General features: G+C 57.2%; 13 protein-coding genes. 8 read left to right on the top strand and 5 right to left on the bottom strand.

Annotated features, from left to right (window positions below):
- Positions 1-134: 134 nt before the first annotated feature.
- From rpsD to M4951_RS19220, 3 genes are all read right to left on the bottom strand, one after another.
- Positions 135-743 carry a 30S ribosomal protein S4 gene (gene rpsD, locus M4951_RS19210; protein ID WP_040352943.1) on the bottom strand — a complete coding sequence of 203 codons (609 nt, stop codon included), beginning with the start codon at positions 741-743 and terminating at the stop codon, positions 135-137.
- Between the two features lie 178 nt (positions 744-921).
- Positions 922-2,007 (bottom strand): phosphatidate phosphatase App1 family protein, encoded by a 1,086-nt coding sequence (locus tag M4951_RS19215; RefSeq protein WP_262023249.1) that lies wholly within the window; start codon positions 2,005-2,007, stop codon positions 922-924.
- A gap of 156 nt (positions 2,008-2,163) precedes the next feature.
- A complete protein-coding gene (locus M4951_RS19220) occupies positions 2,164-3,162 on the bottom strand; it encodes a cytochrome-c peroxidase (RefSeq protein WP_262023250.1) in 999 nt (332 codons plus the stop codon).
- 60 nt (positions 3,163-3,222) lie between these two features.
- On the opposite strand from M4951_RS19220, the gene M4951_RS19225 reads away from it, so the two are divergent.
- Positions 3,223-4,800: an amidase gene (locus M4951_RS19225; RefSeq protein WP_262023251.1), complete on the top strand. Its 1,578-nt coding sequence runs from the start codon at positions 3,223-3,225 to the stop codon at positions 4,798-4,800.
- Between the two features lie 505 nt (positions 4,801-5,305).
- On the opposite strand, the gene M4951_RS19230 is transcribed toward M4951_RS19225, so the two are convergent.
- A complete protein-coding gene (locus tag M4951_RS19230; RefSeq protein ID WP_262023252.1) occupies positions 5,306-6,313 on the bottom strand; it encodes a DUF1573 domain-containing protein in 1,008 nt (335 codons plus the stop codon).
- Between the two features lie 548 nt (positions 6,314-6,861).
- Here M4951_RS19230 and M4951_RS19235 point away from each other — a divergent pair.
- The 7 genes from M4951_RS19235 to M4951_RS19265 all read left to right on the top strand — a co-directional run bounded on the left by M4951_RS19235 (position 6,862) and on the right by M4951_RS19265 (position 14,006).
- Positions 6,862-8,880, top strand: coding sequence for a thioredoxin-like domain-containing protein (locus M4951_RS19235; protein ID WP_262023253.1), 2,019 nt, complete (start codon positions 6,862-6,864; stop codon positions 8,878-8,880).
- 233 nt (positions 8,881-9,113) lie between these two features.
- Entirely contained in the window at positions 9,114-10,559 is a 1,446-nt protein-coding gene (ffh, locus tag M4951_RS19240) for a signal recognition particle protein (protein ID WP_262023254.1), read from the top strand.
- 136 nt (positions 10,560-10,695) lie between these two features.
- The gene (rpsP, locus tag M4951_RS19245; protein WP_410050404.1) at positions 10,696-11,091 is read left to right on the top strand and encodes a 30S ribosomal protein S16; all 396 of its coding nucleotides are present in this window, start codon (positions 10,696-10,698) and stop codon (positions 11,089-11,091) included.
- A 6-nt stretch (positions 11,092-11,097) separates the two neighbouring features.
- A complete protein-coding gene (gene trmD / locus M4951_RS19250) occupies positions 11,098-11,805 on the top strand; it encodes a tRNA (guanosine(37)-N1)-methyltransferase TrmD (protein WP_262023256.1) in 708 nt (235 codons plus the stop codon).
- A gap of 21 nt (positions 11,806-11,826) precedes the next feature.
- Complete coding sequence (rplS, locus tag M4951_RS19255; RefSeq protein ID WP_262023257.1) at positions 11,827-12,177, top strand: 50S ribosomal protein L19; 351 nt, start codon at positions 11,827-11,829, stop codon at positions 12,175-12,177.
- 164 nt (positions 12,178-12,341) lie between these two features.
- Positions 12,342-12,755, top strand: coding sequence for a YraN family protein (locus tag M4951_RS19260; protein WP_262023258.1), 414 nt, complete (start codon positions 12,342-12,344; stop codon positions 12,753-12,755).
- A gap of 186 nt (positions 12,756-12,941) precedes the next feature.
- Positions 12,942-14,006, top strand: coding sequence for a PLP-dependent cysteine synthase family protein (locus M4951_RS19265; RefSeq protein ID WP_262023259.1), 1,065 nt, complete (start codon positions 12,942-12,944; stop codon positions 14,004-14,006).
- A 12-nt stretch (positions 14,007-14,018) separates the two neighbouring features.
- On the opposite strand, the gene M4951_RS19270 is transcribed toward M4951_RS19265, so the two are convergent.
- Positions 14,019-14,708: an AraC family transcriptional regulator gene (locus tag M4951_RS19270; RefSeq protein ID WP_262023260.1), complete on the bottom strand. Its 690-nt coding sequence runs from the start codon at positions 14,706-14,708 to the stop codon at positions 14,019-14,021.
- Positions 14,709-14,891: the final 183 nt, after the last annotated feature.

Below are 14,891 nucleotides of genomic sequence, written 5' to 3' on the forward strand. Positions count from 1 at the left end.
GTTCTTTCAGCGCTTGTCTAACGATCGAGACGATGGCTCGATTGCTGGGACATAAAAAAAGGGATTCTTCGATGTGGGTCACACCTAAAAATCCCTGGAAAGCTCGTAATGACTTGGCGAATAAGTCGTCGCGGTTAGCGCGACATAAATTCGACCACCATGTTGACGTCTACCGGCAGGCTGACGTCTCCGGCCGTCGGAATCGAGTCGAACGAAGCCGACAACGTTTCCTGATCCGAGGATACGAACTCAGCGACTTGGCTGCCGTTTTCGCCCAGAATGCTGCGATAGAGAATCTGCAGCTTCTCGCGATTACGGACGCTCACGACGTCGCCGGGACGCATCTGGAACGACGGCTTGTCGACCTTCGCGCCGTTCACCAGGAAGTGACCATGCACGATCCCTTGGCGAGCTTGCGGGCGGGTCAAAGCCATGCCGGAGCGACGGACGACGTTATCAAGACGACGTTCGCACAGGACCAACAGCTGTTCGCCGGTGTTCCCCTTCATATGCTTCGCCATTTCGAAGTAACGACGCAACTGGCGTTCGCCCAGGCCGTAATAATGTTTGATCTTCTGCTTTTCCATCAACGCAGCGCCGTAGTTGGACGGGCGACGGGGACGGGTATGCATGCCAGGCGGAGTCGCACGTCGATCATAACCTTTGATCGCGCCACGGTTCTCGTAGATCACGCCGCCCAAGCGACGATTAATCCTGGCCTTAGGACCTGTATAATGGCCCATCAACTACTCCTGATAGCGGTTCGACAACGACCACGCAAGGCGATCGGAAGGTAAATTCGGTTCACTGCGGACGGGAACTCGGAGTTCTCCTGGCCTGACGGCGGGCCCACAGATAAACCGCATATCGTGCCACAAAGACTTCACCCTGGCAAGAGGCTCGACGCCCTTTTTGTCGACTTCACCCAAAGCGGCTGGAGATCTGCGGCAACTCGGGAGTAGAAAGGAGCCGATCGACGATCTCGCACGGCTCTCGGAAGACTTGCCATGATTTGTCCGGCAGGCTGTGAAATGCTCGGGCATATCGCGCCGGATGCGAGTTTTTGCCGCTTAAATCGCGGATATAGATCCGCTCGACCTGCTGCGGGAATTTGCGGGCGATTACGCCGTAGGTTTCCGGATCTTTTTCGCCTGAATCGCCGACCAGGACAAACTTGCGGCTCGGAAAAGTCTGCAAAATGTGCTTGATCGCTTTCCGCTTCCCCCACCGCCGGGCGATAAATAGCCGCAAAACGCTGGGATCGCGAAAGCGAATCGATTTCATATGAAATGTCCCGCCCGGCAAACCTTCGGACAGAAACAGCTCGGCCAGCGGCGAAAAAAGCTGCCACGGCGAAGAGGTCACGTAATGAAACGCAGCGCCCTGCCCTTCCCAGGCTTTGAACAGTTCAGTAACCCCCGGCACCGTCGTAAACTCTCGCAAGAACGTATTGGCCAGCATCGCTTTGCGGGTCGCAACGTCGGTATGTTTTACGGTGTCGTCGATATCAGAAATAATCGACATTCCGGCATGTTCCAGCAGTTGGATCCGAGCCGGAAACGATCGCTCATCTTCGGCGTCAATCACCAATTGAAACGGCAGAAAGTCACCGACAGCGCTTGCTTCGAGATACGACTCGACTTCTTCGCGATCGATCTCAATTTTGCCGCGAAACTGCCCATTTTTGCCGGAACGCTCTCGCAATCGATAGCGCCGCTGGCCGATCTCGACGACAATCTGCTTGCCGCGATGCTTGTAGACGGTAAAACCCAAAATCCGCTGCTGAAAGATCTCGGTTTGCAGATCTTCTGGGGTCGCATCCATCAACCGCGCCAATAGACGCAACATGATCCACCGCGGCAGATTGTCGGGGACCTTTTCAAAGATACAGCCATGAACTTCCACAACCCAGCGTCTGCCGTCGGCAGACGGGTAACCGTAGGTAGGATAGACCACCACCGACTGACTGGTGGTTAAGTCTGTTACGGCCATGTCGTCTGGCTGCATGACGACGCTCCGCTCTAGCGGAGACCCAATACTAGCAAAGATTTACGTTCAAATTCCGCTCGGTATTGTAGCGAAGATTCGTAACGGCGGAAAACGATTCCGGCTAAATTGCCCAGATTCCGCCAAAGCTTCACGCTCTCGCGACAATTTCTCTTTTTACGGCGAGTTTGGCGGCAAATCTATCCCAGGCGCCGACTCCCCGTTGGGATAGGTTCGACTGCGAAGCCCTGCTCGCAGGAAATAGAGCAGGTCCGCTTTCTCCTCGCGGGTCAACTTCAGAGGTCGCATGCGAACATCGAGTCCGGCGCGCTGATTTCCGCCGCGATCGTAATATTCCACGACATCCTTTAGGGTCGCTATACTTCCATCGTGCATATAAGGAGCCGTTCGCTCTAGATCTCTCAGCATGGGAGTGCGGATCCTTTGGGGCTCCGCTCCTATGCCGGTATCGTGCAACTGATGATCGGTCAGCACTTTGGCGATATGACAGTCGCCGCAATTCGCGCGGGAGAAAAAAACGCTCGATCCGCGCGACATTTGGTCATCCATCGCGGTCGCTCGCCCGTTGCGGAACAAATCATACGGGGTCTCGGCCGCCAACAATGTTCGCTCAAAAGCGGCGATCGCCTGGGCGATGCGCTGCGCCGTCACGGGTCCTGCAAAAGCAGCCTGAAACTGCGCCGCATAGGTTGAATCGGCCGCGAGGCGCTTCTCCAAGTCCATGAGGTCCATGTCCATCTCGACCCGATTTTGAATCGGCTCGAGCGCTTGATCTTCCAGCGTTTTCGCCCGACCATCCCAAAACAACGAGTGCTGCAAGCCGGTGTTGATAATCGACGGCGGATTGCGTTCTCCCAGCCGACCTGCAACTCCCAGGGCGAGCGGAGTTGCGATCGACCAGCCATGCTCCGGATCGTGACATGAAGAGCAGCTGATCGAGCGATCCCGCGAGAGCTGCGGGTCGAAAAACAATCGCCGCCCCAACTCTACCTTGTCCGGCGTGATCGGATTGTCAGGCGGCACACGCACCCAATCGAGACCCAGCGGCACATCCGCGAGAAAATCATCGGCGGCCGCGCTGCGCTGCAGCGTGAGCAAGAGAAAGAACAAGATGAGCGTGCGGAGGATCATAGGCAGGACGCGAGGAGAGGACATCGTCTATCATACAGCGAACCGACGATCCCGACCTTGTTGTTTTTCTCGAGTTTTCGCCCTATGGACGCTCCGCTTCACTCTCCTCTGCTGTGGCGGAAAAGCGCGACGCAAATCGCCGCAGGCGTCGTCGCTGGAGACTTCTCTGTTACCGAAGTGGTCGAGCAACATGCCCAGCGGATCGAAAAGGTCAATCCGCAGATCAACGCCATCGTCTATTCGCTGCTTGACGCCGCACGGAAAACCGCACAAGCGTTCGACAACGCCAGACGCCCCAGCGAACCTGGTCTGCTGCATGGCGTGCCGATCACCATCAAGGAATGCTATTACGTGCAAGGCGCTCCGGCGACGATTGGCCTGACGCACAAGCAATCGATCTCGCAACAAGATGGGCCGCACGTCCAACAATTGCGCAGCGCCGGCGCGATCCCGCTGGGCGTCACCAATGTGCCGCAACTGATGATCCTGCATGAGACCGATAATCCGGTCTATGGACGCACGAACAATCCCTGGAGCTTGGAGCACGGCGTCGGCGGTTCGAGCGGTGGTGAAGCGGCGATCATCGCGGCCGGCGGTTCTCCACTCGGTCTGGGAAGCGATCTCGGCGGCAGTATTCGCTTGCCGGCGCACTTCTGCGGCGTCCACGGAATCAAGCCGACCAACCGCCGACTGGCGCGCGTCGGCGCTTTCGCCAACTTACGCGGCATGCAAGGAGTCGAGTATCAGACAGGCCCGCTCGCGCGGCACGTTGAAGATCTGGAACTTGCGTTGCGCGTCCTTTCGTCCCCCGAATATGGCTGGAGAAACGGGGATGTCGGCCGCGCGGCTTTGGCTCCCAGCAGCGAGGTCGATTTCACCCAGCTTCGAATCGGCTACTGGGAGGACGACGGCTACTTTCAAGCGGCGCCGGCGATTCGTCGCGTTGTTCGCGAGTCGGTCACTGCGCTGCGAGAGTGCGGCGCTGAAGTGATCGAACTACCGCCGCCCAATGTGCCGGCGGCGCTGCAGCACTACTTCGCGATGGTCAGCGCCGATGGAGGCAACGACTTTCGCCAACTCCTGAAAGGAAGCAAACAAGATGCGGAGGTCGCGAGAATTGTGCGACTGGCCAAAACGCCCCGTTGGATTCGCCCGCTGATGGCCGCAATGCTGCGGATGCGGGGAGAAAAGAAGCTGGCCGACTTGTTTGTCGCGGCCGGGCCACGTTCGTCGAAATCGCTCTGGAAAGCGACCGCCGCTTCGCTTGAATTTGTCGCATCCATCCAACAATCGTGGGATGACGCCAACATCGACGCCGTCATCACGCCGCCGCATGCGCTGCCGGCGTTCCTGCACGGCATGGCGGTCGAACTATTGCCGTCGGCCAGCTACGCACTGCTATTTAATCTACTGGGCGTTCCGTGCGGCGTTGTCACCTGTTCGCAAGTTGGTGATAACGAACTCTCTGATCGCACCGATCTTTCCGATCCTGTGGAGCGCAGCGCCCAACGTGTCGAGTTCGCAAGTCGCGGTCTACCTGTCGGGCTGCAAGTCGCCGCGCGCCCCTGGCGCGAGGACCAACTGCTGGCGATTATGTCTAAAGTCGAATCGTATTTTCGCGATCGTGCTGATTACCCCGACGTGTCGCGCCTGCCGATCTAGTTGGACCTGCCGATCGACGGGAGAGGACGTATCTCTCCCAAAATCAGCCGCACGGCGTTAGCCGCAGTTTCTGACAGGAACGGACTTTCGACGGAAAATCGGAGGCAAGAAACCGCGGCTAACGTCGACATGCATTACGGCGGTGCAAACATGGCGCGAAACAGCTTGCCGCTTTTCCCTCGCTGGCGCTTTTTGACGTTGCGTTCTTTCCCGGTTGGCCGCGATAGCTCCGCTATCGGGGCCGACGAAGTCGGTAAGAGGCAGCGAGCCGTGGTCGGACCTGACAGCGGTGGTTGCCGCGCCGTTTGAAATGGCGAAATGGCCTCGAACTGCTTACCAGGAACCAATGCCTCTTACGGCTGCGCCGCCCCGATAGCGGAGCTATCGCGGCCAACCGGGCGTAGTTTGGAAAATAGCGCAACCTCAAAGCTCGCGCTTCGGGCCATGAAGAAAAAAAGGCGCCCTTTGAGGGGCGCCTTTTTGAAATTCAATGTCGCGAGTGATGTTACTCGTTGACGGTAACCTCTGCGTCTTTCACGTTGACCGTCGCTACCGTTTCGCCGGAGGCTCCACCCGCGATGTCCGTTTCGATCACAATCTTTTGCATCTGATTGCCCGACTTGCCGCCGGCGGTGTAGGTGATCGGGATAAAGTGGAGCAACTTCGCTTCGTCCGAGGGCTGAGCGAATTGAAACAACTTGTTGTCGCACTTGATCGACGTGATTTTGAACGGCTTCTTGGCCCGCACAATCAACTTCTTCTCGACCGATTCTCCCTGCGAGAGTTCACCTAGCGCCAAAGCGGCCGGGCTGACGGTCACGGCTGGAGCAATTTTGCCTTCGACCGGCAACGTGATATTCGGGTTTCGCCCGTCGTTGGTGACCAAAGTCAGATGGTCTTGAATGTAGCCGACCGGTGCGTCGTCTTTGAGCTTCACCGTCAGATCGTAAGCGATCCGGCCTGCAGCACGTTTCGGTTCTGACATTTCGACCGACAAATGCGGGTTATCGCTCCGCACGTCAAGGATTTGCCAGTTGCTGCCGCCTGCATAAGCGACGTTCACTTTGGCCGAAGCGGGCTCGCCTTGATCGACCGATCCAAGCTTCACGGCGCCTGGCTGGAAGACGACATCGCCGCGAATATGACCACGGACGTTGAGCTGGACTTCGGCGTAATACGGCTTGTCAATCGTCACCGTAACGGTGGCGCTTTTTTCGCCGAGGAAGCTGTCGGTATTGAACTTGCAGACGATCGCCCCTTTTTCCCACGTCTTCAAGTCATTGCTTTTGATCGACGGGGTAGTGCAACCACAGCTGGAACGTACGGCGGTGACGTGCACGTCTTCTTCGTAGATGTTCTGCAGATCGAACTCATAAATCGCGTCGGCGCCGCGGGCGACGGTACCGAAGTCATGCGACGTGACGTTAAACATTTTCCGAGCCCAGTCTTGAGCCGAAGCGACGCTAGCAAGCATCAAACAAAATGCCAACGACAAGATTGCTGATCGAGACACGAGCTTGGCTCCTTAGCAAATTTTTCGAGGCGGGAAGCCGATTCGTTCCACTTGGGGCAGGGATAAACCGGCGAATCGACCCGTTTCTATTTGAACATAACGCGATACGGCCGACAAACAATCGGCTGCACTTAGGAATAATCGGTAGGACCGCTACAAATTTCCACCCAAATCAACGACATTCGTAGATGCTGCGCTATTCAGGTATTTGTTACGTAATTCACTCCACCGAAGCAGCTGCGATACTTACCATGACCGTACCATCTTTCCGATTTTCTCTAGGTCGGCGCCAGCAATTCGCTAAGATGAAAAATAGCTCCCCTAGTAGTCCCACCCTTTTAATCCCCCCTTTCGCCACAAATTTGAGGTGCATGATGCAAACGAATCAAAATCTCTGCATCTGTTTGTTGATAGTTGCTCTTCTCTCCTCCACCGGATGCGGCCCTAGCCAACCGGCGGTTGTCGCAGCTGCAGAAGAGGGACGCAAGGCAGCAGAACAGACCGATGTTGCACCTGCAGAAAAAGCTCCTCCTGCCGAGGGTGAAGCCGTGGCAAAAATTCCGGAACCATTCCCGCGCCGAATTCCAGCGCCTGAGTTTCCGACTGACATGGAGTGGATGAACACCTCGGGGCCGGTTCGTTTGCGCGACCTGCGGGGGAAGTTTGTGTTGCTCGATTTCTGGACCTATTGCTGCATCAATTGCATTCACATTCTGCCAGAACTCAAAAAGCTGGAACACGAATTCCCCAACGAACTGGTGGTGATCGGCGTTCACTCGGCCAAGTTTGAAAATGAAGCCGACGCCAAGAACATCGCCGAAGCGATCTTGCGTTACGAAATCGAACATCCCGTCGTCAATGACGACCAACACCGCATCTGGAATTCGTTCTTTGTCCGTAGTTGGCCAACCATGTATCTGCTTGATCCCGAAGGCAACGTCGTCTTCGGCAAGAGCGGCGAATTTGAAGCGAAGGAAATCGCGGCGGTCTTAAATCGCGCGATTCCGTACTACGAACAACAAGGGACGCTCGATCGGACCCCGATTCGATTTGAATTGCTCGCCTACAGCCAAGAACCGACGCCGCTTCGCTTTCCTGGCAAAGTGCTGGCCGACGAAAAGTCAGGCCGCTTGTTCATCGCGGACAGCAATCACAATCGGATCGTCATCGCCGGGCTCGACGGCAAGCTGATCGAGACGATCGGCAATGGAGCGATCGGCACGACCGACGGCGACTACGCAACCGCCAGCTTCCATCACCTGCAAGGAATGGCGCTCGACGGCGATACCCTCTATGTCGCCGACACTGAAAACCACATGCTCCGCAAGGTCGACTTGAAAACCAAGCAAGTCACCACGATTGCCGGCAAAGGAGAACAAGGGCGCAACTCGTGGCCCGGCATCCCCGCAAGCGGTTTGCTGCGATCGCAAGTGCCCGACCGCTTTGTGGGCAAACCGCTCGAGACCGCGCTCAACAGCCCGTGGGCCTTGTGGGTCAAGGGAGACGATCTCTACATCGCGATGGCTGGTCCCCATCAGATCTGGAAGATGAAACTCGACGGATCGGAGATTGGTCCGTACGCCGGCAACGGTCGCGAAGACATCGTCGATGGCCCGCTGCTTCCCCCGGTTCCCTACGAACAAGGCTTTTCGTCGTTCGCCCAACCGTCTGGTCTGACCTCGGACGGAACCTGGCTGTACGTCGCCGATAGCGAAGGGAGCTCGATTCGAGCGGTTCCGTTCGATCCCCAGGGAAAAGTTCGTACTGTCACCGGGTCGGCGCACCTTGCTTCGGGACGGCTGTTTGACTTCGGCGACAAGGATGGCTCGGCGACCGAAGCTCGCCTGCAACACGCGCTGGGCGTCTGCTATGTCGACGGTCAGATCTATATCGCAGACACCTATAACAGCAAAATCCGGGTCGCTGACGCCAAAACGGGCGAAGTCCGCACCATCGCCGGAACCGGTGAACATGGCGCCGACGACAGTAAACCAACCTTTGACGAGCCGGCCGGGCTGAGCTATGCCGACGGCAAGCTGTACGTCGCCGACACCAACAATCACTTGATTCGGACGATCGACCTGAAAAGTGGCCAGGTCAAAACGCTGACGATTGACGGACTGACTCCCCCTTCCCCCCCCAAGGTGAAGCAAGCTCCCAATTTTTCCTCGGCCAAAGAAATCGTCCTGCCGCCGACCAAAGTGACCGCGACTGACAGTCAGGTAAATCTGAATGTTGATATTCAGCTCCCCCCCGGCTGGAAAATTAACGCGTTGGCTCCGACTAGTTATTACCTGGAAGGGGAATCGACCGGGCCGGTCCCAACCCCTGCCGAGGTCGAATTGGTCACTCTGACTGAGCCCAAGCCGCAGTTTTCGATCGCGGCGCCGGTAACCGGCGAAGGGAAATCGACCGTGAAACTGTCGCTGCGGTACTACTATTGCGAAGAAGGAGTCGATGGCCTCTGCAAAACCGCGGAAGTCCGCTGGAGCGTTCCCCTGGAAATCGTTCCCTCAGGCGGCCAGTCATCCGTGACCTTGGTCACGAAGCCCGAACTTGGACTGTAAACCGCTGTGGCGTAAAGATTTAACCCACAAAGCTGCCCTTCGAGCCATCGGCCGGGACCAATCTCCCGGCCGATGGCTCTTTGCATGTCGTTAGCGCCCAAATTCATTTAGGGGACCAATTTACAAACCGGGCGCAGCTTTGCTAAGATACGCGTTTCGTCTCAATCCGCCCTTGTATTCTGGGGAGCGGAAGAGTCGCCCATAAGTCTGCTATTGGTCCCTGGTCGTATTTGATGTTCGCTTCGCTTCAAGACAATCTCCGATCTGCGCTAAAATCATTGCGTGGCAAGGGAAAGCTGACCGAAGCGAATATGCGCGACGGCCTGCAGATGGTCGAAGAGGCGATGATCGAAGCGGACGTCGCCTATCCGGTCGTCCAAGACTTCATGGCTCGCGTCTCCGAAGAGGCGATGGGTCAAAAGGTCCTCAAATCGCTCAATCCCGATCAACAGCTCGTCGGCGTCGTCCACGAACAGTTGATCCAGTTGCTGGGTCCGGTTGATCCCTCGCTGCATCTTGAGAAAGACGTCACCGTCCTCATGATGTGCGGCTTGCAGGGCGCCGGCAAAACGACCACCTGCGGCAAGCTGGCTCGCTTGATCAGTACTGAAGGTAAGAAAGCCTTACTGGTCGCGGCCGACTTGCAGCGTCCGGCCGCTGTGCAGCAATTGCACGTTGTCGGCGAAAGCGTCGGCGCCAAAGTTTACAGCGAAGAGAACGCGTCTGATCCGATTGCGGTCTGCCAGAACGCGGTTAAATTTGCCCGCGAAAACGGCATCAACGTCGTCATCCTCGATACCGCCGGCCGCTTGGCGATCGACGAAGAGTTGATGGAGCAGCTGAAGACGATCGATCGCAAGATTGGTCCGGATCAGTGCTTCCTGGTTGTCGACGGCATGACCGGTCAAGACGCGGTCAACAGCGCCAAAGCGTTTAACGACGCGTTGGAGTTGGACGGCGTAATCATGACCAAGCTGGATGGCGATGCTCGCGGCGGCGCTCTCTTGTCGGTCAAGCATGTCACCGGCGTGCCGATCAAGTTTATCGGCATCAGCGAACACATGGACGGTCTTGAGCCGTTCTACGCCGACCGCATGGCGGGACGAATCCTCGGGATGGGCGACGTCCTCTCGATGGTCGAAATGGCGCAGCGCGAGTTCGACCAAGACGAGGCGATGAAGGCGCAGAAGGCGCTCGAAGCGGGCAACTTCACGCTCGACGACTTCAAACGCCAACTCGAACAAATCATGCGGCCCGGCCTGATGAAAAAGATGCTCGGCATGATGCCGGGAATGGGCGAAATGGCCGGCATGCTGCAGAACGCCGATCATGAGAAAGACATGCGTCGTTTGCGGGGGATCATCGACTCGATGACTCGCGAAGAACGTCGCACTCCCAAAGTCATTACTCCGGCTCGTCGGCAACGTATCGCCGTCGGTTCGGGGACCTCGCCGCAAGAGGTGAACGAACTCCTGAAACAGTTCGACGCAATGTCGTCGATGATGAAGGGTGCGTCGCCGTCCGAGTTAATCGGCAAGATGCAGCGAGGCGACCTGGTCGATGCGACCGGCAAGATGAAGAAGAACAAAGTTGGTACGGGCAAACGCCTTAGCACCAAAGAGCGGCTCGCGCAGAAAAAAGTGCGTGACAAGGCGCTCCGTAAACGTAAAAAACGCTAGACGTCGTTTTCGAACAATTCATTTTCGAATACATTTGAATCAATTCGCAATTGCACAGGAGTAATCGTTCGTGGCAGTACGAATTCGCATGAAGCGGATGGGTCGAACCCACCGCCCGTTTTACCGGATCTGCGCCATGGATTCTCGTTCGCCGCGTGATGGCAAGGCGATCGAGTATCTAGGCACCTATGATCCGTTCGTGCCGGAAAAGGACGCTCGCGTCTCTTTGAAGCGCGAACGCGTTGATTATTGGTTGGGCGTTGGCGCCCAAGCCTCGCCGAAGGTCGCAGTCTTGCTTCGCAAGTACGGCACCGGCGGCACCCACTTGGACGCGCAAAACTCAGCCATCGAAAAGATGCAGGTCACGACCAAGTTCGTGCCGCAAAAGGTCGAAATCGCCGAGAAGGCGCCGGAAGCCCCGCCTGCGGAAGAAGCGCCCGCTGCGGAAGGCGAAACGGCGGAAGCCGCCGCTGAAGCTCCGGCTGCCGAAGCTCCCGCCGAAGAAGCGGCCAAGGTAGAAGGCGGCGAGTAATTCGCCATGCGTTTTGACGTCCTGACTTTGTTTCCTGAGATCTTCTCCAGCTATTTGGGGCAAAGCCTTCTCGCGAAGGCGATCGCAGGAGACCTGGTCGAGGTCCATTCGCATGATATGCGCAAGTGGGCCAACGATAAGCACAACCGCGTCGATGACCGACCTTTTGGCGGCGGCGCGGGAATGGTGATTCGAGCGGAACCCGTCGTCGAGTGCGTCGAAGCGGTTCAGCAAGAAAAAAGCCAGCCCGGTCGCTTGATCATGCTGACCCCGCAAGGTCGCCGGCTTGATCAGCCGCTGGTCGAAGAGTTGAGCCTGGAGCCGCGTCTGCTGCTATTGTGCGGACGCTACGAAGGGTTTGACCAACGTGTGAGCGATCTCCTCCAGCCCGAGGAGATCTCGATCGGCGACTATGTCCTCAACGGGGGCGAAGTCGCGGCGATGGCGATCATCGACGCGGTGATCCGGCTCATCCCAGGCGTACTGGGAGACGAGACGAGCAGCGTCGACGATAGTTTTAGCTCGGGCAATCGGCTGCTAGAGTTCCCGCAATACACGCGACCACGCGTTTACCGCGGACTCGCGGCGCCCGATGTCCTGCTTAGCGGCGACCACGCCCAAATCGCCGCCTGGCGAAAACAAGAGAGCATCAAACGAACAAAGCGGCGGCGAGCCGATTTACTCGATCGCAACGCCGAATCTGAAGACGAATAATCGCTGGAAAGGAAAGTTATCATGAGCCAAGATTTGATGAACAAGGTCGAAGCGGCCTACAAGAAGCCGGAAGTCGATCAATTCGAGATTGGGGACACCGTCGAAGTCCACACCAAGATTCTCGAAGGCAACAAAGAACGCATCCAGGTCTACTCCGGTACGGTCATCGCCCGTAGCGGCAGCGGCACCCGTGAGATGTTCACCGTCCGTCGCATCGTCGGCGGCGAAGGGGTCGAAAAGAAGTTCCCGTTGCACAGCCCGAAGGTCGACAAGATCGTCTCGACCCGTAAGTCGGTCGTTCGCCGCGCGAAACTGTACTACCTGCGCGATCGCGTCGGCAAGGCGACCCGCTTGACCGAACGCCGCGTGTAGCAGCAGATCTCTCCAGCGATGACGATTCAAAACCGCTTGGCGGAAATGGCCGAGCGGTTTTTGCATGCGCGGTTCGCATCTCCGCTTTGCGCGTGATTTCGCCAACTAGACGTACTAAAATCGACGGTCTAACCGCAACCGTCCTCTGTTGTGCGAGTCGTCTCATGCTGTTCCGCTGGATCGCCCGCTGGCGCAAGCCGCAATCGCTCGGCGCACGTGGAGAAGCGGCCGCAGTTCGGTTTCTTCGCCAACTCGGCTATACGATCATCGCATGCAGCGATCGCTCGAAACTGGGTGAGATCGATATCATCGCCGTCGACCGACGCACCGTCGTCTTTGTGGAAGTGAAGACCCGCTCGTCGAGCGACACCGCTCATCCCAGCGAAGCGGTCGACGCTCACAAGCAAGCGAAGCTGACGCGCCTGGCGATCAGCTATTTGCGCCGGCACAATCTTCTGGAATGCAAAGCCCGCTTCGACGTGATCGCCATCACCTGGCCCGAAGCCGCACAGACGCCGACCATCGAGCATTTTCTCAACGCGTTTGAGCCGACGGGGAGCTATCAGATGTTTTCGTGACTGCGAAAGAAAATTGCGGGTACGCTGAAGTAGCCCTGGCTGTCGGCTTTTTTGGCGTTTTTCGGAACAAAGTAATCGGGCCAATTGGACGAAAATCGACTATCGCGACCCGGGAATGTCCAACTAGACTGCCTGACACTCGCTCATTTTTTGCTCTGCCTGACTCCAACCAAGAACGTTCCGCCGATGACCAGCGCCTGGGTAAGCCGTGCGATCTCTGCGATCGATCGCGACTTCAATCGCTCCGCCGACACGCACCTGATCCAAGTTCCCTGTTTGCAACTGCCGAACATTTCAATCTACCTGAAAGATGAATCGATTCATCCTTCCGGCAGCTTGAAGCATCGCTTGGCGCGATCTCTGTTTCTGTACGGGATCTGCAACGGGTGGATTCGAGAAGCGACGCCGATTGTCGAAGCTTCTTCCGGCAGCACGGCGATCAGCGAAGCTTATTTCGCCAAGCTGCTCGACCTGCCGTTTCATACGGTTATTCCGGCCAATACGTCGCGCGAAAAGATTAAGAAGATTGAGTTTCTCGGCGGCATTTGCCATCTGGTCGACGGAGGCGATATTTACTCGCACGCCGAGCGCATCGCCGCCGAGCTTGGCGGGCACTACATGGATCAGTTTACCTTCGCCGAACGAGCGACCGACTGGCGCGCCAACAACAACATCGCCGAATCGATGTTTCGTCAGATGTCGCTGGAAGCCGATCCCGAACCGAAATGGGTTGTCGTTTCGGCCGGCACCGGCGGCACGTCAGCGACGATCGGGCGATATATTCGCTACCAGAAATTGTCGACCCAACTGTGCGTCGCCGATCCGGAGAATTCGGTCTACTACGACTTCTATCAAACCGGCGATCGCTCGGTCAAGTCTGGCGGACCATCGCGCATCGAAGGGATCGGCCGCCCGCGCGTGGAGGCCTCGTTTCTGCCGACCGTCGTTGACCAGATGATCAAAGTGGACGACGCGGCTTCCTTAGCGGCGATGCGCGTGCTGCAACGCCTGCTCGATCGCAAATGCGGCGGTTCAACCGGAACCAACTTCTGGGCGACCATGCAAATCGTGGCCGGAATGGTCGAGCGCGGCGAGTCCGGGAGCGTCGTCACGCTGATTTGCGACGGCGGCGAGCGTTATCTGACGACCTACTACGACAGCGCATGGATCGAGCAGCAGGGTCTCGATCCCGCGCCTTACGAAGCTTGGCTCTGGGATTTCCTTGAAACCGGCAAGCCAGCCGCTCTTTAACGAACCGTCCCTTTAAAGCGAAGTCGTCGCTTGGCGATAGCGCGCCGGAGTGAGTCCGGTCACTTCACGGAACTTGCGCGTCAGCGCCGCCTGATCGTAGAAGCCGGTATCAATCGCAATCTGTCCGACCGACAGATCGGTCTCGCGCAGCTTCGTAGCGGCGGCGTCAATTCGCAGTTTGGTCAGCAGTTGGCGCGGCGAAAGCCCCGTAATCTTGCTGATGCGCCGTTCAAACTGACTAGCCGACATGCTGGTCTTCTCCGCGAGATCCCCGATACGCAGCGGCTTGCTATAGTCGCGATGCAAGGTATCGAGCGCCTCTTTGACGGCGCCCAACTCTTGCCCATCGTCCGCGCGAATCTCTAAGTCGCGCGAGATGCTCGCCAGCGCGATCACTTCGCCTGAACGGGATCGGATCGGCGCTTTGTGCGAAACGAACCAGCCGACGTCACAGTCAGCTCGCGTAATCATCTCTAACCGATCTTCGATATTGACGCCGCGCTCAAACACTTCGTCGTCTTGCTGTTCGTAGCCGGCGGCTAACATCTCTGGGAAGACTTCAATCGCGCGACGATTGAGCACCTCCGTCACCGTCTTCTTCAGCGTCGCCGCAACCAACGCATCATTCGCGGCGACATATCGTCGATCACGATCCTTGATGCAAAACAAGACGTTCGGCAAAGATCGAAACAGAGTTTCCATCGTCTCCAGACCAGGCGATTCTGAAAAAATTTCAGCCCGTGACGATGTCGAAGATGCGCGATTCAAAACAGGGTCCCCTCACAGTTTTACGGTTTTCCGCCGAACCCGCATTTGTAGTTTTTCTGCACAGCAACAAATTGTAATCGCAAGACAGTAGGCGCAAAGAGCCCTAGAATTGTAAAA

The sequence above is a fragment of the Blastopirellula sp. J2-11 genome, assembly GCF_024584705.1.
GTDB lineage: Bacteria > Planctomycetota > Planctomycetia > Pirellulales > Pirellulaceae > Blastopirellula.